General features: G+C 58.0%; 18 protein-coding genes and 1 tRNA gene. 8 read left to right on the forward strand and 11 right to left on the reverse strand.

Going from position 1 to position 17,119, the window contains the following annotated elements; genetic code table 11:
- Positions 1-198: 198 nt before the first annotated feature.
- Positions 199-1,497, reverse strand: coding sequence for a phosphomethylpyrimidine synthase ThiC (thiC, locus tag JS82_00385; GenBank protein QHK16687.1), 1,299 nt, complete (start codon positions 1,495-1,497; stop codon positions 199-201).
- A gap of 176 nt (positions 1,498-1,673) precedes the next feature.
- On the opposite strand from thiC, the gene gyrB reads away from it, so the two are divergent.
- The 5 genes from gyrB (at position 1,674) to JS82_00410 (ending at position 6,938) form a co-directional block, all read left to right on the forward strand.
- Positions 1,674-3,569: a DNA topoisomerase (ATP-hydrolyzing) subunit B gene (gene gyrB / locus JS82_00390; protein QHK18334.1), complete on the forward strand. Its 1,896-nt coding sequence runs from the start codon at positions 1,674-1,676 to the stop codon at positions 3,567-3,569.
- Between the two features lie 4 nt (positions 3,570-3,573).
- Complete coding sequence (gene gyrA, locus JS82_00395; protein ID QHK16688.1) at positions 3,574-6,045, forward strand: DNA gyrase subunit A; 2,472 nt, start codon at positions 3,574-3,576, stop codon at positions 6,043-6,045.
- Between the two features lie 70 nt (positions 6,046-6,115).
- A tRNA-Phe gene (locus JS82_00400) sits at positions 6,116-6,191 on the forward strand.
- A gap of 35 nt (positions 6,192-6,226) precedes the next feature.
- Positions 6,227-6,388, forward strand: a complete 162-nt coding sequence (locus tag JS82_00405; GenBank protein QHK16689.1) for a hypothetical protein — start codon at positions 6,227-6,229, stop codon at positions 6,386-6,388.
- Positions 6,389-6,392: 4 nt separating this feature from the next.
- The gene (locus JS82_00410) at positions 6,393-6,938 is read left to right on the forward strand and encodes a DUF531 domain-containing protein (protein QHK16690.1); all 546 of its coding nucleotides are present in this window, start codon (positions 6,393-6,395) and stop codon (positions 6,936-6,938) included.
- On the opposite strand, the gene JS82_00415 is transcribed toward JS82_00410, so the two are convergent.
- Together JS82_00415 and JS82_00420 are read right to left on the reverse strand one after the other, a co-directional pair.
- Positions 6,927-7,802 carry a CtkA family protein gene (locus tag JS82_00415; protein ID QHK18335.1) on the reverse strand — a complete coding sequence of 292 codons (876 nt, stop codon included), beginning with the start codon at positions 7,800-7,802 and terminating at the stop codon, positions 6,927-6,929. The genes JS82_00410 and JS82_00415 overlap by 12 nt on opposite strands.
- The gene (locus JS82_00420) at positions 7,795-8,238 is read right to left on the reverse strand and encodes a helix-turn-helix domain-containing protein (protein QHK16691.1); all 444 of its coding nucleotides are present in this window, start codon (positions 8,236-8,238) and stop codon (positions 7,795-7,797) included. Before JS82_00420 ends, JS82_00415 begins: the two co-directional genes overlap by 8 nt.
- A gap of 80 nt (positions 8,239-8,318) precedes the next feature.
- On the opposite strand from JS82_00420, the gene JS82_00425 reads away from it, so the two are divergent.
- Positions 8,319-8,597 carry a peptidylprolyl isomerase gene (locus tag JS82_00425; protein ID QHK16692.1) on the forward strand — a complete coding sequence of 93 codons (279 nt, stop codon included), beginning with the start codon at positions 8,319-8,321 and terminating at the stop codon, positions 8,595-8,597.
- A gap of 26 nt (positions 8,598-8,623) precedes the next feature.
- Here the strand turns inward: JS82_00425 and JS82_00430 are convergent, their stop codons facing one another.
- Genes JS82_00430 through JS82_00450 form a run of 5 tightly spaced genes read right to left on the reverse strand, consistent with a single transcriptional unit; the run spans position 8,624 to position 12,264 of the window.
- Positions 8,624-9,520: a CtkA family protein gene (locus JS82_00430; protein QHK16693.1), complete on the reverse strand. Its 897-nt coding sequence runs from the start codon at positions 9,518-9,520 to the stop codon at positions 8,624-8,626.
- Entirely contained in the window at positions 9,483-9,770 is a 288-nt protein-coding gene (locus JS82_00435) for a hypothetical protein (protein QHK16694.1), read from the reverse strand. Before JS82_00435 ends, JS82_00430 begins: the two co-directional genes overlap by 38 nt.
- Positions 9,757-10,773, reverse strand: coding sequence for a phosphoribosylformylglycinamidine cyclo-ligase (locus JS82_00440; GenBank protein ID QHK16695.1), 1,017 nt, complete (start codon positions 10,771-10,773; stop codon positions 9,757-9,759). Before JS82_00440 ends, JS82_00435 begins: the two co-directional genes overlap by 14 nt.
- A gap of 37 nt (positions 10,774-10,810) precedes the next feature.
- Positions 10,811-11,668, reverse strand: coding sequence for a hypothetical protein (locus JS82_00445; GenBank protein QHK16696.1), 858 nt, complete (start codon positions 11,666-11,668; stop codon positions 10,811-10,813).
- Entirely contained in the window at positions 11,665-12,264 is a 600-nt protein-coding gene (locus JS82_00450) for an abortive phage infection protein (GenBank protein QHK16697.1), read from the reverse strand. Before JS82_00450 ends, JS82_00445 begins: the two co-directional genes overlap by 4 nt.
- 245 nt (positions 12,265-12,509) lie before the next feature.
- Between JS82_00450 and JS82_00455 the strand changes: the two genes are divergently transcribed.
- The gene (locus JS82_00455) at positions 12,510-13,343 is read left to right on the forward strand and encodes a nucleotidyltransferase domain-containing protein (GenBank protein QHK16698.1); all 834 of its coding nucleotides are present in this window, start codon (positions 12,510-12,512) and stop codon (positions 13,341-13,343) included.
- Here the strand turns inward: JS82_00455 and JS82_00460 are convergent.
- Positions 13,192-14,511: an AAA family ATPase gene (locus JS82_00460; GenBank protein QHK16699.1), complete on the reverse strand. Its 1,320-nt coding sequence runs from the start codon at positions 14,509-14,511 to the stop codon at positions 13,192-13,194. The two genes, JS82_00455 and JS82_00460, sit on opposite strands and share 152 nt — an antisense overlap.
- Before the next feature lie 38 nt (positions 14,512-14,549).
- A complete protein-coding gene (locus tag JS82_00465) occupies positions 14,550-14,729 on the reverse strand; it encodes a hypothetical protein (GenBank protein ID QHK16700.1) in 180 nt (59 codons plus the stop codon).
- 237 nt (positions 14,730-14,966) lie between these two features.
- On the opposite strand from JS82_00465, the gene JS82_00470 reads away from it, so the two are divergent.
- Positions 14,967-15,653, forward strand: coding sequence for a 23S rRNA (uridine(2552)-2'-O)-methyltransferase (locus JS82_00470; GenBank protein ID QHK16701.1), 687 nt, complete (start codon positions 14,967-14,969; stop codon positions 15,651-15,653).
- Here the strand turns inward: JS82_00470 and JS82_00475 are convergent.
- Positions 15,646-17,112, reverse strand: coding sequence for an AAA family ATPase (locus JS82_00475; protein QHK16702.1), 1,467 nt, complete (start codon positions 17,110-17,112; stop codon positions 15,646-15,648). The two genes, JS82_00470 and JS82_00475, sit on opposite strands and share 8 nt — an antisense overlap.
- Between the last annotated feature and the right edge of the window lie 7 nt (positions 17,113-17,119).

Consider the following 17,119-nt stretch of genomic DNA (forward strand, 5'->3'; position numbering starts at 1 on the left):
ATAATACCCTACGATTAACAAAAATAAATTGGTGCTACTGATGCCCGATGTCCACGGATTGGATGCAAAAGCAGAGGGGGTGGACCGCACAGTAAAGGTGGAACCGGAGGCCAGGTAGCGGTCGGCATGGATTATATGAAGATGTGTCCAGAAACAAGGTGTTTGAATCGGGGGCGGTGCTGCCGGCCCCCGGCGGGATCAGCAGTCGTGCCTGCCGTCGTCACCCTTCCTCATGTAGGTGTTGACGATCTTGATGGCGCAGACGTCGCCGCACATGGAGCATCCCTCGCTCTCCTCGGTGCATCCTCTGCACCTGTACCTGCGGGCCTTCTCCTCGTCTATGCACGTGTCGAACATGGTCTCCCAGTCCAGGGCCTTCCTGGCCTTGGCCATTCTGGTGTCGCGCTCCCTGCCGATGCCTCTGCAGAGGTCTCCGACGTGTGCTGCGATCTTCGATGCGATGACGCCCTCTCTAACATCATCCACGTCCGGCAGGGAGAGATGCTCCGCGGGTGTCAGATAGCACAGGAAGTCGGCCCCGTTCTGCGCGGCGACGGCTCCTCCGATGGCTCCGACGATGTGGTCGTATCCGGGGGCGATGTCGGTGACGAGAGGTCCCAGGACGTAGAAGGGTGCATGGTCGCACATGCGCTTCTGGATCTGCATGTTCATGGGGACCTGGTCCAGAGGGACGTGCCCGGGGCCCTCGACCATGCTCTGGACGCCGGCCTCGCGCGCCCTCCTGACGAGATGCCCGAGTGTCATGAGCTCCGTGATCTGGGCCTGGTCGGAGGCGTCGTCAATGCAACCGGGCCTGAAGCCGTCCCCGAGCGACAGCGTGAACTCGTACTTCCTCGCCATCTCTAGGAGGTAGTCGAAGTTCTTGTAGAGGGGGTTCTCCTCCCCGTTGTGGAGGATCCAGGCCGTCAGGAACGATCCTCCCCTGGAGACGACGTCCGTGATCCTCTGGCACTTCTCCAGCCAGCCGACGCTCTCCTTAGTGATCCCGCAGTGGACGGTCATGAAGTCCATCCCGTCCTTGGCGTGCTTCTCGATCCCGTTGAAGATGTCGTCCTCGGTCATCTCGACTACCGCGTTCCTCCTGGCGGCGGTGAGGCCGGTCTGGTAAATCGGCACGGAACCCATCATGACGGGGCACTCCTTCAGGAGTCTGGCTCTTATGGCGTCGATGTCTCCTCCGGTGCTGAGGTCCATCACAGCGTCGGCCCCGTACCTCAGGGCCACCTGGAGCTTCTGGAGCTCGGCGTCGAGGTCCACGATGTCCCTGGAGGTGCCCAGGTTGACGTTGATCTTCACCGAGAGTCCCTCGCCGATGGCCGCCGGTTCGGGGTCGTGGGCTGGATTGCAGGGGGCGCAGATGCGTCCCGAGGCAATTCCGTTGCGGATGAACTCCGGGCTGACGTTCTCCTTCTCGGCGATCTTCTTCATCATGGGGGTGATCTCACCCCTGCGGGCCGTCTCCATTATGGTGCTCATTGCGGATCGCTTCCGTATCGTTTCATCATTGTTAATAAAGTGTTCTCATTCCCGGCGCGCTTCTTTCCGCACCGTCCCGGCGTCGTCTGACGACTGATAACGCGCGTGTACGCGCGCGTGTACGCGTGTATATATAATATGATGCGATAAGTCATCCGATTATCATGGATGGGAACATGAAGCACGCCGAGGAGGAGTACGATGCGGACAGCATCGTGGCCCTCAAAGGTCTGGAGGCCGTCAGGAAGAGGCCCGGGATGTACATCGGGTCCACCGATTCCCGCGGACTGCACCACATGGTCTACGAGGTCGTCGACAACGGAATCGACGAGGTCATGGCGGGATTCGCCACCGAGGTCGACGTCACCATCAACGAGGACGGGTCCATAACCGTCGTGGACGACGGAAGGGGTATCCCCACGGGGATCAACCACGAGGAGGGCAAGTCCGCGCTGGAGATGTGCCTCACCGACCTCCACGCCGGAGGGAAGTTCAACCAGAACAGCTACAAGGTGTCAGGCGGACTCCACGGGGTGGGTGTGTCCGTGGTCAACGCCCTTTCCGAGAGGCTGGTCGCCACGGTCTACAGGGAGGACAAGATCTGGAGGCAGTCGTATCACATCGGAGTCCCCGACGGGCCGGTCGAGATCATAGGCGACACAGACCGCCACGGTACGGAGATCACGTTCTGGCCGGACGGCGAGATGTTCGAGACCGTCGAGTTCGACTACACCACCCTTCAGAACAGATTCCGCAACCAGGCGTTCCTCAACAAGGAGGCGACCATAAACTTCGAGGACAGGCGCACCGGCAGGAAGGAGAGGTTCCACTACGACGGCGGCGTATCCGAGTTCGTCCAGTACCTGAACAGGTCCAAGACGCCCATCCATCCCACGCCGATCCACTTCTCGGGCGAGAGGAACGGGGTGATGATCGACATAGCCATGCAGTGGACCGACGGGTACAACGAGGAGATCGACTCCTTCGTCAACACGATCTTCACGCCCGAGGGAGGGACCCACCTGACCGGTTTCAGGACAGCCCTCACCAAGACCATCAACGACTACGGGAAGGCCAACAACCTCCTCAAGGACACCACCCTCGAGGGGAGCGACGTCCGCGAGGGCCTGACCGCGATCATCAGCATCAAGATGTCCGAGCCCCAGTTCGAGGGCCAGACCAAGGCCAAGCTGGGCAGCAGCGTCGCGCAGGGTGCCGTCTCCGGTCTGATGAACGACAAGCTCGCGGAGTTCCTCCTGGAGAACCCGTCGGTGGCCCAGACCATCGTCAGGAAGGCGATCTCCGCGTTCGAGGGCCGCGAGGCCGCCAGGAAGGCCAGGGACGCCACCAGGAGGAAGAGCGCCCTGGAGAGCACCAGCCTGCCCGGCAAGCTGGCCGACTGCTCGGAGAAGGACCCGTCCAAGTGCGAGCTGTACATCGTCGAGGGGGAGTCCGCAGGCGGAAGCGCCAAGCAGGGCAGGGACCGCGCGTTCCAGGCCATCCTCCCGCTGAGGGGTAAGATCCTCAACGTGGAGAAGGCCAGGCCCGACAAGCTCCTGGACCACGAGGAGATCAAGAACCTCGCCATCGCGATCGGAGGGGGCATCGGAAAGGAGTTCGACGTCACCAAGATACGCTACCACAACATCGTGATCATGACCGATGCAGATGTGGACGGTGCGCACATAGGGACGCTGCTCCTCACGCTGTTCTACAGGCAGATGAAGCCCCTGATAGAGGCGGGGCACGTCTACATCGCCATGCCGCCTCTCTACAGGGTCTACAAGGGCAAGAAGCAGATCTACGCCTACAACGAGGAGGAGATGGCCGCAGCGGTCGCCGAGATCGGTCAGGGCGCCAACGTCTCCAGGTACAAGGGTCTGGGAGAGATGAACCCGCAGCAGCTGTGGGAGACCACCATGAACCCTGAGACCAGGATTATGAAGAAGGTGACCATCGAGGACGGGATGATCGCGGACCAGCTGTTCTCGGTCCTCATGGGGGACGATGTGGAGCCCCGCAGGGAGTACATAATCGAGCACGCCCACGAGGTCGTCAACCTGGATGTGTGATATCATGGACGGAGAGAGGAAGCTCATCATCCAGCCCATAGAGAGGGAGATGCACCGCTCGTACATCGACTACTCCATGAGCGTCATCGTCGGGAGGGCGCTCCCGGACGTCAGGGACGGTCTCAAGCCCGTCCACAGGAAGATCATGTACGCCATGTCCGAGCTCGGTCTGGCGTACAACAGGCCCCACAAGAAGTCCGCGACCGTGGTCGGAGAGGTCCTGGGAAAGTACCATCCGCACGGCGACACCGCTGCGTACGACGCCATGGTCAGGATGGCCCAGCCGTTCTCGCTCAGATACCCGCTGGTGGACGGACAGGGTAATTTCGGTTCAGTGGACGGCGATCCGCCGGCCGCGATGCGTTACACCGAGGCCCGTCTCTCGAAGGTGGCCAGCGACCTGCTGGCTGACCTGGACAAGGACACCGTCGACATGATGGACAACTACGACGGGTCCCTCAAGGAGCCCACGGTCCTGCCGTCGAAGTTCCCCAATCTGCTGGTCAACGGCTCGGATGGAATCGCCGTCGGAATGGCCACGAAGATGCCCCCGCACAACCTCAGGGAGGTCTGCGACGCCATCGTCTACACCGTGGACCATCCGGACGCCACCCTGGAGGAGCTCATGCAGTTCGTCAAGGGACCCGACTTCCCCACAGGGGGCACCATATACGGCATCGGAGGCATCAGGGCGGCGTACGAGACCGGCCGCGGAAGGCTCAAGGTCAGGTCCAACACGCACATCGAGGAGATGGAGAATGGTAAGGAGAGGATCATCGTCGACGAGATCCCCTACCAGGTGAACAAGGCCCAGCTCATCGCCCAAATCGCCGACCGTGTGAAGGACAAGGAGATCGAGGGGATCACGGACCTGCGCGACGAGTCCGACAGGCACGGGATGCGCATCGTGATCGAGCTGCACAGGGACGCCCTGTCCAGCGTGGTCCTCGAGAACCTGTTCAAGAAGACCAACATGGAGGTCACGTACGGGATCATCAACATCGCGCTGGTGGACAACAGGCCCACCACCCTCAGCCTGAAGGCGCTCATCACCCACTACATCGCCCACAGGAAGGATGTCGTGGTCCGCAGGACCAAGTACGACCTGGCCCAGGCCGAGAAGAGGTTCCACATCCTGGAGGGTCTGATGAAGGCCATCAACATGCTGGACGAGACCATCGCCCTCATCCGCGCGTCCAAGACCGGGGAGGAGGCTAACGAGGGGCTCAGGGACCTGCTCGGAATCGACGAGGAGCAGGCCAAGGCGATTCTGGACATGAGGCTCCAGAGGCTGACCGGCCTGGAGCTGAACTCCATCAGGGACGAGTACGACCAGCTCAAGGTGCAGATGGACGATCTCAGGGACATCCTGGCCAACGAGTCCAGGGTGCTCGCGATCATCAAGTCCGAGACCGAGGAGATGAAGGAGACCTACGGCGACGACCGCAGGACCGTCATCGACCCCAACGCCATCGACACCGACGAGGAGGACCTCATCCCCAGGGAGCAGGTGGTCATCACAATCTCGGCTGACAACTACATCAAGAGGATCCCGCTGAGCACATACAGGCAGCAGTCCCGCGGCGGCGTCGGCCTCACCGCGATGCAGACCAAGGAGGAGGACCATGTGGCGTCCATGTTCGTCACGTCATCCCACGACTACGTGATGTTCATCACCAACCACGGCCGCCTGCACTGGCTCAAGGGCTACAGGATCCCGGAGGGGAGCAGGCAGTCCAAGGGCAAGCCCATCGTCAACCTCCTGGCGGACCTGGAGGAGGGCGAGAAGGTCGTGAACACCGTGTGCGCATCCGGGTTCCCCGAGGACAGGTACCTGGTCTTCTGCACGAGGAACGGCCTGTTCAAGAAGACCGCCCTCTCCGCCTACGGGAACGTCAGGGCGAAGGGCATCAAGGCCATAAAGCTGGACGACGGCGACGAGCTGATCGAGACCGGCATCACAGACGGGTCCGACCAGATTATCATCGCCTCGGCGGACGGCCAGGCCGTGAGGTTCGACGAGTCCGACGCTAGGCCCACCGGGAGGGACACGATGGGAGTGAAGGGCATGACCCTCAACGAGGGCGACCGCGTGGTCTCCATGGCGGTCGTCAAGCCCGGGGACAGGCTCCTGACGGTGTCCGAGAACGGATACGGCAAGATCTCCGACGTGGACGACTACCGCAAGACGAGGCGCGGCGGCAAGGGCGTCATCACCATCAAGACCGACGAGAGGAACGGCCAGGTGGTGAGCGTCAGGAAGGTCAACAACGGGGACCAGCTCATGCTCACTTCCGCATCGGGGAAGATCATCCGCATAGACACGGACGAGATCCGCGAGACCGGACGCAACGCGAAGGGCGTCAGGGTCATGGACATGCGCAACGGTGACAAGGTCGTCGCCGTCGAGCCCGTGATGACGGAGGAGCAGGAAGAGGAGATCGAGGAGGCCGCCCCGGAGGAGCCTCAGGAATGACCCAGACGGGCCGGCTTCGGCCGGCCTCGTCACAAACTTTATAATGGGGACTTTCATAGGGGGGAATTACGCCGTGGTAACTCAGTTGGGAGAGTGCAAGACTGAAGATCTTGAAGTCGCTGGTTCGAGCCCGGCTCACGGCACCATCTCTTCTCCTATCTACTCATCGGGATGACCCTCCATGGAGCCAGACCGCGTTTTCATCGACATACGCACATGCGACCTCACCCTCTCGCAGGTCATGAACGAGATCGCCAAGCTTCAGTCCGAGTACCCCGAGTATGAGATATTCATGGACGGCGACTCCTACGCGATAGTGGGGCGCCGCAGGAACCAGAGGTGACGTCATGGGACGCGGAAGGATCACGATAGGACTCTACAACTCGTACGACCAGAACTTCAGGGAGCCCCACAGGAGGGTCATAGCCCGCGCAGGGGACCTGGCGAGGGCCTATGACATGAGTCTCGCTCTCTTCGGATTCCCGATCCCGGAGGACGCCCGCACGCCGAAGGAGATCGCAGAGTGGGTTGCCGGCACCACCAGCATCGGCGGACACGGGAAGAACTTCCTCGAGATGGCTGAGACAGGGAGGTTCCAGTGCTTCCCGTACCCGGGCAAGGGGTTCCCGCCCCAGCTGGGGGAGGTCATCCTGACGACGAGCAAGCCCGATCCCAAGAAGCAGATCCCACTGTCCGAGGCGGTGTCCATGGTGGAGCACGGTCAGAGCATCACTCTGCTGTTCGGCATCGGCCCCCACGGGGTCCCGAAGGCAGTCGCATCGATCCCGAAGTACAACCTGGACATTACCCCCGGCTGCTTCTCCCTCGAGACGGCGACGGCTCTGGGCGCTGTGTGCGGGGCTTTTGCCGCCAGGATGGATTTAATCCAGTGATTCGAGTTTCTCGAACGAGTAGTCCAGGATGCGCTCCTTGCGCTCAATTAGCATTGTCGTGTAGAACTCCTTCTGGATATCCAAGAGATCCTCGTCGTCGTTTATAACGCTCCATATGCGATCTTGGTCAATTCTCGGATAAATGCGTCTTAGAGCTTCGTTGCAATCCTGATTAGATAGGGAGCTGATGAATTCGAAGTAGTTCACCTTCTTGTTATTGACCTTTATCGATGAGTTCGGCCAGTTGTAGACCCTTGCTCTTATTTCAGAAAGGTCGTCAAGGACTTTCCTATAATCATCGATTCTCAGTTGCGGGAATAGACTGGATGCGCAATCGAAGATGGGCGCAATCCTCGCAGAGTTCTTGTTCTCATCAATCAGGAATCCCCAGTTCCCGTTGTGGCGGTCAAAATTTCCTATGAGGGAATCGCAAATGAACATATCCCAGAAGAACGAGGACAGGGCCTCGGTGTCCACCCATTTCTGTTCTTTGATTGCCAATTCAATCTCTGTAAGTTCGGTCCCATATCCGTTCTCTGAAGACGAGTAGCAGGTATTTTTTAGAGTACCGAAATCTGCGAATTTATAGCCACCCTCTGTGAAATCTCTGCAAGCAACGACTATCTTTTCATGATATGTTCCGAGAATGGTATTTTGAACATCCATGCCTATTGTGTCAAGAACGCCGCAACACACATGCTCCGAGAAGCAGTTGTTGGCATATGATCTATCTGTTCTGTTTTTGGCAAGGGATGGGAATTTGAGGACATAGTCATGTCCCTTGTATACTATGGATAGCTTGGATCCGTTAGCTCCATTGAACGAACGGAAAACGTTGACTTCGCAGTCGCTGAAGTCAATCATCGTGCTCACCATAAAGGTACTTCGAACGGAGGTATTCGGCCTGCTCCTCTGTTATCAGTCCCGCTGATATATTCATGTTAATGGACCCGTAGATTTCATCCAGATAGCAATCCAGATGGAGACAGTTCGAATCGCACGCTAGGTACTCGTCTATGGATCTCTGTAGGTCGGATGGCAGGTTCCTTTCCAGATAGTCCTTGTTCACAGGCCTTCCGTTCTTATCGGTAATGATTCCGGTCTCCAGATCCAGGGTTTCTTCAATGGTCAGGTCTAGTGCATTCGCGAGCTTCTTGATGGTCCCCACGGTGCACTTCTCGAAATCCGTCTTCCCAGTGCAGATGTTGGACAGCGTGGACCACGGAATTCCACTAATCTTAGACAGTTGGTACCTCGTCAGGCCCTTGCGTTCCATCACGGATTCCAATGTGTCGCCCATACACATGTATCGTTGTACCGATATATCAGTATACCGATGCATTCCCAAAACGATAAAAGCGCGATTCCGATGCGACCTCCATGGTTAGACAGGCACGTTGCTCCCACATCCTCGTGGATACATACGACCAGGCCCTCGACCTCCAGAGGAGGGTCTACGCCGGCGAGAACTTCGCTCAGCTGGCCGCCCAGTACTCAAAATGCCCCTCCGGAAGGAACGGCGGGGACCTCGGATGGTTCGGCCGCGGACAGATGGTGAAGCCCTTCGAGGACGCCGCGTTCTCGTACAACCCCGGTGACATGACCATCGTCCAGACCCAGTTCGGCTGGCATCTGATCTACGTCTACGGTCAGAGATGAAACCCAGGCGGGGATGCACCCCGCCGTCAGCTTCTGTGCTCCATCCTTTCGAAGGCCACGTCCAGGATGCCCTCCTTGCGGGCTCTGATGATCGTCATGTAGAACCTGTGCTGGAGCGGTGTCAGGCCCGGCGTCTCGTCCAGGATCCCCTCGATCCTGTCGAGATCGATGTGGTTGTAGAGGCGTGCGACGGCCGCATCGCAGTCTATGTCCTCCAGCGATGTGATGAACTCGAAGTAGTTGATCCTGGCGCGGTTGATCATGAGGGTCGACTTGGGGAACATGTGGACCCTGTCGTCGATCTCGGTCGGTTTGCTGAGGACCCTCTCCATCCCCTTGTCGTCGAGCTGGGGGAACAGGCAGGATCCGCAGTCGTAGACGGGAGCCAGGTCGGCATGCCTTACGCGCTCGTTGACCAGTATGCCCCAGTTCCCGTTGTGGCGGTCGAAGTTTGCCAGAAGGGCGTCGCCGATGAACTGGTTCCAGAAGAACGTCCTAAGCCTGTCCGGGATGATGAGGCGCTGCTCGTCGATGGCCCTCATGATCGAGGCCAGGTCGGTGTTGTATCCGTCCAGGTCGCTGTCCAGGCACGTGTTCTTCAGATGGGCGAACTCGACCAGCGTCTTGTTCCCCTCCGCGAAGTCCTTGCATGCCACCACGTTCCTGACGTTCCCGTGGGAGTCCTTGAACGTCCCCAGGAGGGTCTCCTGTGCCGCGATGCCCATGGACTGGAACACGTGGCATGCGATGTACTCCGTGGTGCACGAGTTGACGTAGCTGAGGTCGGATATCGGCCCGGGCTTGGGAGGGAACTTCAGCATGTAGCCGTGTCCCTCGTAGATGATGTTGATCTTGTTGCCGCTCGCGCCTCCGTACGCGCGGAACTCATTTCTCTCGCATTCGCTGAAGTCGATCAGTTCCATTCTCGTCACCGTAGTTGAAAAGATATCTTCTGCGCAGGCGGTCGGCGAACTCCGCCGTTATGATCCCAGACCACTGGTTCGCGTTTATGGCTCCGTAGAGCTCCCCCCAGAGGCAGTCCAGGAGGGGCGAGTGCGAGCGCACCCCCTCCTCGAACTCCTCGATGGCTTTGGAGATGTCCGGAGGGAGCCTGTCCCCCTCAAGCATCTCGAACTCCCGGATGTCGCGCTCCCCGCGATCAGTAATGGTCATACAGTATGTTGCCAGGCTCCAGGAGGACTCCGTCGCCCTTCTCCACCCTGCCGACTATGTCGGCGTTGGGGTATCTGGAGGCGATCTCCTCAGCGTCCTCTTCCGGAGCTATTATCGTGAATCCCATGCTCATGTTGAGGGTCTGGTAGATCTCCCTGTCCTCGATCTCTCCGAGCTCCTGGAGCTTCTGGAAGATGGGGGCGGGCTTGACGGGGTCGCTGATGACGTATCTCAGGCCCTTCCTCATCCTGAGGATGTTCCTCAGTCCGCCGCCGGTGATGTCCACCAGGCCGTGGACGGTGTTCTGGGACGTGATCTCCAGGACCTGTCTCACATAGATCTCTGTGGGGGTGAGGAGCTCCTCGCCGATGCTCTTCGAGAGCCCGGACACCTTGTCCGTCATGGCGATGTTGCTGGCCTCGATGACCTTCCTGGCCAGGGTGAGTCCGTTGGAGTGTATGCCGGAGGACCTGAGCGAGACGATGAGGTCGCCCTCCTCGCACTTGTCGCCGGTGATGATTCTGTCCTTCGCCACGTATCCGAGGCATGTCCCGGACAGGTCGACCCCGTTGATGATTTCCGGCAGGACCGCGATCTCCCCTCCCACGATCTCCATGTTGGAGAGCTCAGCGCCTTTCTGCAGGCCCTTGCCGATCTCCTCCGTGATTTCGGGGTTGGGCTTGTCGATGGCGATGTAGTCCACGAAGGAGGTGGGCTCCGCGTTGACGCAGATCGTGTCGTTGACGTTCATCGCGATGCAGTCTATGCCCACGGTGTCCCACTTGTTCAGTTCCTCGGCGATGAGCAGTTTCGATCCCACACCGTCGGTGGCCATGGTGATGTATCTGTCGCCGAAATCGATGAGGCTGGCGAAGAGGCCCGGCATGCGCACTGCCTGTCCGATGCCCTGTCTCTTGTAGCTTACTTCGCTGACGAGTGCCTCGATGGCCTCGGATTTCTGGTCAATGTTCACTCCGGATTTGGCGTAGGTCCAACCGCTCATCTTGATCCTCAGGTCACTCTAATTGAGTGAGGGGATATTAGAGTTCCCCTGGAGTGTCGGCAGTGATCATGGTCAGAAGGCGTTCAGCGCTGTCGCAGGCATCTTCGAAGGTGATCTCCCCTGCATAGACATGTCCCTGTTGGTATCTTGTCCAAAGGGATTGCATGACCGGACTTCCACGGACAGATTGAAGTATCTGCATCCAGTCCTCCAGATTTTGGACGGTGCCACGTTCTTCGAATATGTGTCTAGTCGCAGATGCAACAGCCATGTCATCATATTCATGTTCGTGTTCCAGTATGTAGAAGTCGTAGTAATCTCTCATGCGTGTGTTCTCATCGCCCCTGGTCAACATAGCGTGGAGTTTCTCAGCTATCACAGTCTCTATGCGATAGGCTCTAATGGATATGGGAACTCCGCCGAACAGCGGCATGATGAAGTGGTCAACCTCTTCTGGAACAATCTCCAAGGAGGGTACGACATCTATGTAGAATCTCTCGGTCAGCTTCTCGTATTTGGCGTCGATGAAGAAACGTATGCCAGGGTGGTCTAGCATCTCCGCCACAGGAGTGGTGCGTATCACCTCCATCGCAAACACATCATCCGCATCGATGGCGCAGATTTCCTGTATTACGGGCAGGATCTCCTCTTTTTCGAGTGTCAGGGTCTTAGATGTGAGATCCAGGTCCTCTGTAGTCCTTCTGGACATACCCTTCTTGCTGTAAAGTAGGTATCCGCCCTTCAGGACGAACCTTTCACGGTAATCGGACCGAGACAGGCGATCCAAGAAACGCTCCATTACGTACATGTGAAGAGTTACGTTCCCCGCAATCCCAAATTCTTTCGATTTGTTCTTGATAAGGGCTTTCAGCTGACTGGGGCTGCTCATTTTCACAGCAGAACCTCCATGAATCTGTGGATTTTGGGCCTGACGTTGAGAGCATCGGCGTACTCCATCAGCTTGGGTATGTTCGGGCGATCAGACACATACCCTTTCATCGCCTGTTTCACGATATCCATGTCGGCGCCTGTGCCGCGAACTATGTCGCACAGCGTGCGTTCACGGTCGTAGGTCTGCACGGTGTTCCCATACGGTGTTTCTACCTTTGTCAATCCGATTCCGTACAGCTTTGGAATCACGAATTTAGGGGTAATCCTGTAGTCATTGTTTTCACTGATGCTTTTAGCATTGTATCCGTGTGGGAAAGTCATGTGGAACTCAGTGGGGATGTAATCCGTCATGTTGTGCAGATACAGCGCGGTATATCCGCTGTATATCCCCTTCTTATAGCGCATCTGCAGAAGCAACCATTCATCATCCATGGCCTCCTTGGTGATGTATATCCCGCGCTGTAAGCGGATCAATGTCCCATCTTCCACATATTTTCTAATCCTGCTGAACGGAACGCCTGAACTGAGGAGCTGTTCAGTCGTCATCATTCCGTCGAATTCGCCGATAAAGACGTCCTGGCTTGTGAATATCTTTACCATTGCATCACCGTCATTCAATTGTCAATTGAATATATAAAATGACGTGTATATTTTTTATCAGCACTTAAACACGTCATATAATAGTAAAATGACGTGTATAATTTTCAAATCAGAACTTTAACTAAGGCGTTGGAACAAGAACAACGCGATCTGAACGGCCACACGGTCATACAGCTGTGTTGAATCCGGGAATCTGTTGTCGGGATACGGACAACTATTTAATTGGGTCACCGATGGTCGTTTCCATGGATCAATCCGAGACGGGCCCATGGATGTCTCTTCTCCGCGAGCGTCTGATGGAGACCTTCGGGGACAGAATCATTTTCATTGGCCTTCAGGGAAGCCGTGCTAGGGGAGAGGCGACAGAGAACAGCGATGTGGATGCCGTCGTCATCCTGGATCGTGTGTCCCATGAGGATGTCGTATCCTACAGGTGCATTCTTGACTCCATGCCCTACAGGGAACTCGCATGCGGATTCCTGTCTGGTGTCGGGGAACTGTCCGGATGGATGGCGGGTGATTTGTTCCAGTTCAGGCATGATACCATCCCGATTAGTGGCAGTCTCGATGCGGTGTTGCCTCCAGAGGGGATCGGCGATGCAGCTGAAGCGGCCCTTGCAGGTGCCTGTACCATCTACCACATGTGCGTGCACAACATGGTTCACGAAAGGTCGTCGGAGATACTGGACGGCTTGTCCAAACAGTGTCGTTTCACCCTGTCCGCAGCGGTTTTTGCCAGGACAGGTGCGTATTACGGATCCATTAGCGATCTGAGGGAGGCTGCTGGTGAGGAATCCAGAATCCTTGATCTGCGGGACTCCGTACAGGGGGCTGAGTGGGATAGTCGTATGGATGGGATCTCATCCGAGATTATCGAATGGACATCGTCCTTAATATCCGAATTCGGATCGGACCGTCGAACAGGCATCAGTACTTGCCAATCCTCTTCAGCCAGGCCTTCATGCCCTTCTCGTACCCGTTGTCGGACATCTCGTAGAACCTCCTGCCGACCAGCTCGTCCGGGAGGTACTGCTGGTCCACGTAGTGGTTGGGGTAGTTGTGCGGGTACTTGTACGTGAGGCCCCTGCCCAGCTCCTTCGCCCCGCCGTAGTGGGCGTCCTTCAGGTACGCGGGGATGCCGCCTGTGGGCTCCTCTTTCACGGATTTCATCGCGGAGAATATGGCGTTGCAGGCGGAGTTGCTCTTGGGTGCGCATGCGACGTATGTCGCCGCCTGGGACAGGATGATCTGCGACTCGGGCATGCCGATGCGCTCCACTGCCTCGGCTGCCGACACGGCGACGACGAGGGCCTGGGGATCCGCGTTGCCGACGTCCTCGGACGCGCAGATCATGATCCTCCTGGCAATGAACTTCACATCCTCACCCGCGTACAGCATCCTCGCCAGATAGTACACTGCCGCGTCGGGGTCGGAGCCGCGCATGCTCTTGATGAACGCCGAGATGGTGTCGTAGTGGTTGTCGCCGTCCCTGTCGTAGTTCAGGACCCTGCGCTGTATGCATTCGGAGGCGACGTCCAGGCTGATGCGGATCCTGCCGTCCGGACCCGGGGGCGTGGTCAGCGCTCCGAGCTCGAGGGCGTTCAGCGCCGCCCTGGCGTCTCCGTTGGAGATGTCCGCGAGGAAGTCGGCGGCATCGTCGTCCAGGTCGACGTCCATCCTGCCCAGTCCCCTCTCCCTGTCGGAGACCGCCCTCTCGAGTAGCATCCTCACGCTCTCCTTGGAAAGCGGCCTGAGCTCGAAGATCCTCGACCTGGACACCAGCGCCCTGTTGACCTCGAAGTACGGGTTCTCTGTCGTGGCCCCGATCAGGATCACGGTCCCGTCCTCCACGAACGGGAGGAGGTAGTCCTGCTGGGCCTTGTTGAAGCGGTGGATCTCGTCGACGAAGAGGATCGTCCTCCTCTCCTCCATGCCGAGGGCGTCCTTCGCCTTCTGGATGGCCTCCTCCATGTCCTTCTTTCCCGCCGTCGTGGCGTTGATCTGGACGAATCTGGCGTGGGTGGTGTTCGCTATGACCTGTGCCAGCGTGGTCTTCCCTGTTCCGGGTGGACCATAGAAGATGAGGGACCCAAGCCTGTCCGCGCGTATCGCCCTGGAGAGGAGCTTGTCCTCTCCTATAATGTGCTCCTGGCCCACGACCTCGTCGAGGGTCCTGGGGCGCATGCGGCTCGCCAGCGGGGCGTCCTTCTCGAGGATGCCCTTGCGCGTGTACTCGAACAGGTCCATGTCCCGGGCATCGGGCAGCCGCCTTTTATGCTATCCGTTCAGAGGGCCCTCCAGACGCCACTCTTCCTGGAACCCTCTCTGACTATCAGATTCTTCTCTCTGAGGGAATCCAGTGCACGTATGACGGTTCTCTCCGAGACTCCGAGGGCATTCGAAGCACTGTCGACGTTTCCGAATGTACCGTTGCGTATCATTGATCCTCTGACGATTCTAGCCATGACATGAGGTCGGACATCAGATCGGGAACGAGTTCCGGTGGAGGTGCGGAACGAATCAGGTTTTTTTCCAGCGAAGACGTCTGCGCGGACGCGCATCGTCTGTACTTGCCGGCCTTCACCGCCACCGTCATAGCGATGACACAGTGGCATCGAACCGGAGGATTCCCCATGCCGGCCCCTCGGATGACGAATGTCGTTTGCGACATCAATTTATAAGCGATGCCGATAGCAAACCTCATGGCAGACCTGCACGACCGCTGGGTCGCGGAGCGGAGGAACGAGCACTACTACAAGCTCGCCAAGAAGCTGAACTACCGTTCCAGGGCATCCTTCAAGCTGATCCAGATCGACGAGCGCTTCGGCATCTTCAAGCCCGGCGACTCGGTCGTCGACCTGGGGGCGTGCCCGGGCGGTTGGTGTCAGGTCGCGCAGGAGCGCACGTGGCCCAACGGCAAGGTCATCGGTGTGGACCTCAGGTACATCAAGCCCATCGAGGGGGTCGAGACCTTCATGGGCGACATAACCCACGACTCCACCATGATCGAGCTCATGGACAGGTTCGGCGGCAAGGCCGACGTCGTCCTCTCGGACATGGCGCCCAACATCGCCGGCCATTACTCCATGGACCACGCCAGGTCGATCAACCTCTGCATGTACGCGGTGGACGTCTGCGACCGCATCCTGAAGAAGGAGGGCAAGCTGGTCATGAAGGTGTTCATGGGCGACATGTTCGATTCGCTCATGGACGAGCTGAAGAAGCGCTTCCAGTCGGTGAAGGTCCACTCGCCCGACGCCTCCAGGGACACGTCCTCGGAGGTCTACGTGATCTGTCAGGGGTACTACGGCAAGTCCGGAATAACCCTGAAGAAGCCCGAGGTCGAGGAGAAGAAGCCGGAGTTCACCGTCAAGGGCGGGTTCATCTGACGGCCTTTCTGCGACATATCCTCTGACGGCTGTCGTTCGGTTTGTCCGGGAACAGGTACTCCAGTTCTCCCTGGTCGATCAGCTCGTTTATGCACCTCCTCAGGACAGGTGTCACCGAGGTGTATCCCAGCTCCCGGGCAATGGACTTGGACGGCAGGCATCCCTCCCTGTCCAGGATCCCGATGATGCCCGACCTTATGTCCTCGGATGAGCGTCTCTTCTGCTCTGTCCGGGCTGCTGGTCCGATGGGGTCTTCCTCGAAGTCTGGATGCACGGGGATCGTGACACTCAGATACGTCCTGTTGCTGTCTGTCTCGTAGACGGGAGTTCCGGAGCCGTTGCGCTCCAGAGCATCGACAATCATGGTCAGCCCCGTGTTGCGTCCTTCCGTGAGATGGAGTTCTTTCAGGAAATCGCCCAGACGTTTGTTTCTGTAGAATCTGCCCCTCATTCTGAGGTTGCGTACATCCTCATCCGGGATGCCCGGATCCGGGCCCGGAAGGCTCGTGATCTCGATGCGGTCTCCATAGATGTACACCTTGACAGGTTCGGGAATCTCGTAGCTCCTATGGTAGAGGGCGTTCACCAGCACCTCTCTTATCGCTTCCAGCGGGTAGTTGAAGAATCTGAGTGCCTCAGCCTGACCTGGCACTTTCCGGATCCTCTCGACGATCACCCTGTCTCTGATGAATTCCATTGCTCTGACAATCTGCATGTTCACAGGGCCGTTGAATATGGCCTCATCGATCAGCCTTCCAGCCGGATCATGGATGATGGCCACCTCCGTCCTGGAGTAGGGGAAATGGATCTCCGGTCTGGGGGAGAACATCATGAGTGCCGCGTTGATCGGTCTGAGGTCCTCCTTCGGCCCACTTGTGAGTCTCATCATGTTGTAGAGCTCCGTGTCTGGGATCCCCTGCCCGGCGAGGTTGCTTCCGACGCTGTCCAAGTATTCCTCGACCAGGCTGCGTTTAACATCCGACAGAGTCCCTGTGGACGAAGCCCTCTCGTCGAAAGAGACTCTCCTGGACAGCTCCATGAGACGGACCTCTTCATCCCTGCCGGCTCTCACAGTGTGGGATCCGTGTCTTATATAGTACGCCTTTTCGATGTCGTGTTTCTTCCCAGATCCCAGGGAGACAGGACATTTGAACGGACGTCTGTCATCACTGGCGGCCCATATAACCACAATCTTTTTCCCTTCAGTCTCCTCCACAGACATCTCCGGCATGTACTTCGGCTCTATGGTGTTGCATACTCTGATTAGCTCACGGTCTATGTCCACTACATCCCTGTCTGTAAGGCCGACGGTATTTCCCCTGCAACCGTCGTCATCCTCCACGCCGATCACGACATATCCTCCACCCATGTCTTCATAATCATTGGCGAACGCACAAACCGTATGCAGAATGCGTTCGGGATTCCAGCTCCTCTTGTACTCCACTCTGCTGCTTTCCACGGTGCGA

The organism is Methanomassiliicoccaceae archaeon DOK (assembly GCA_009911715.1).
GTDB lineage: Archaea > Thermoplasmatota > Thermoplasmata > Methanomassiliicoccales > Methanomethylophilaceae > Methanoprimaticola.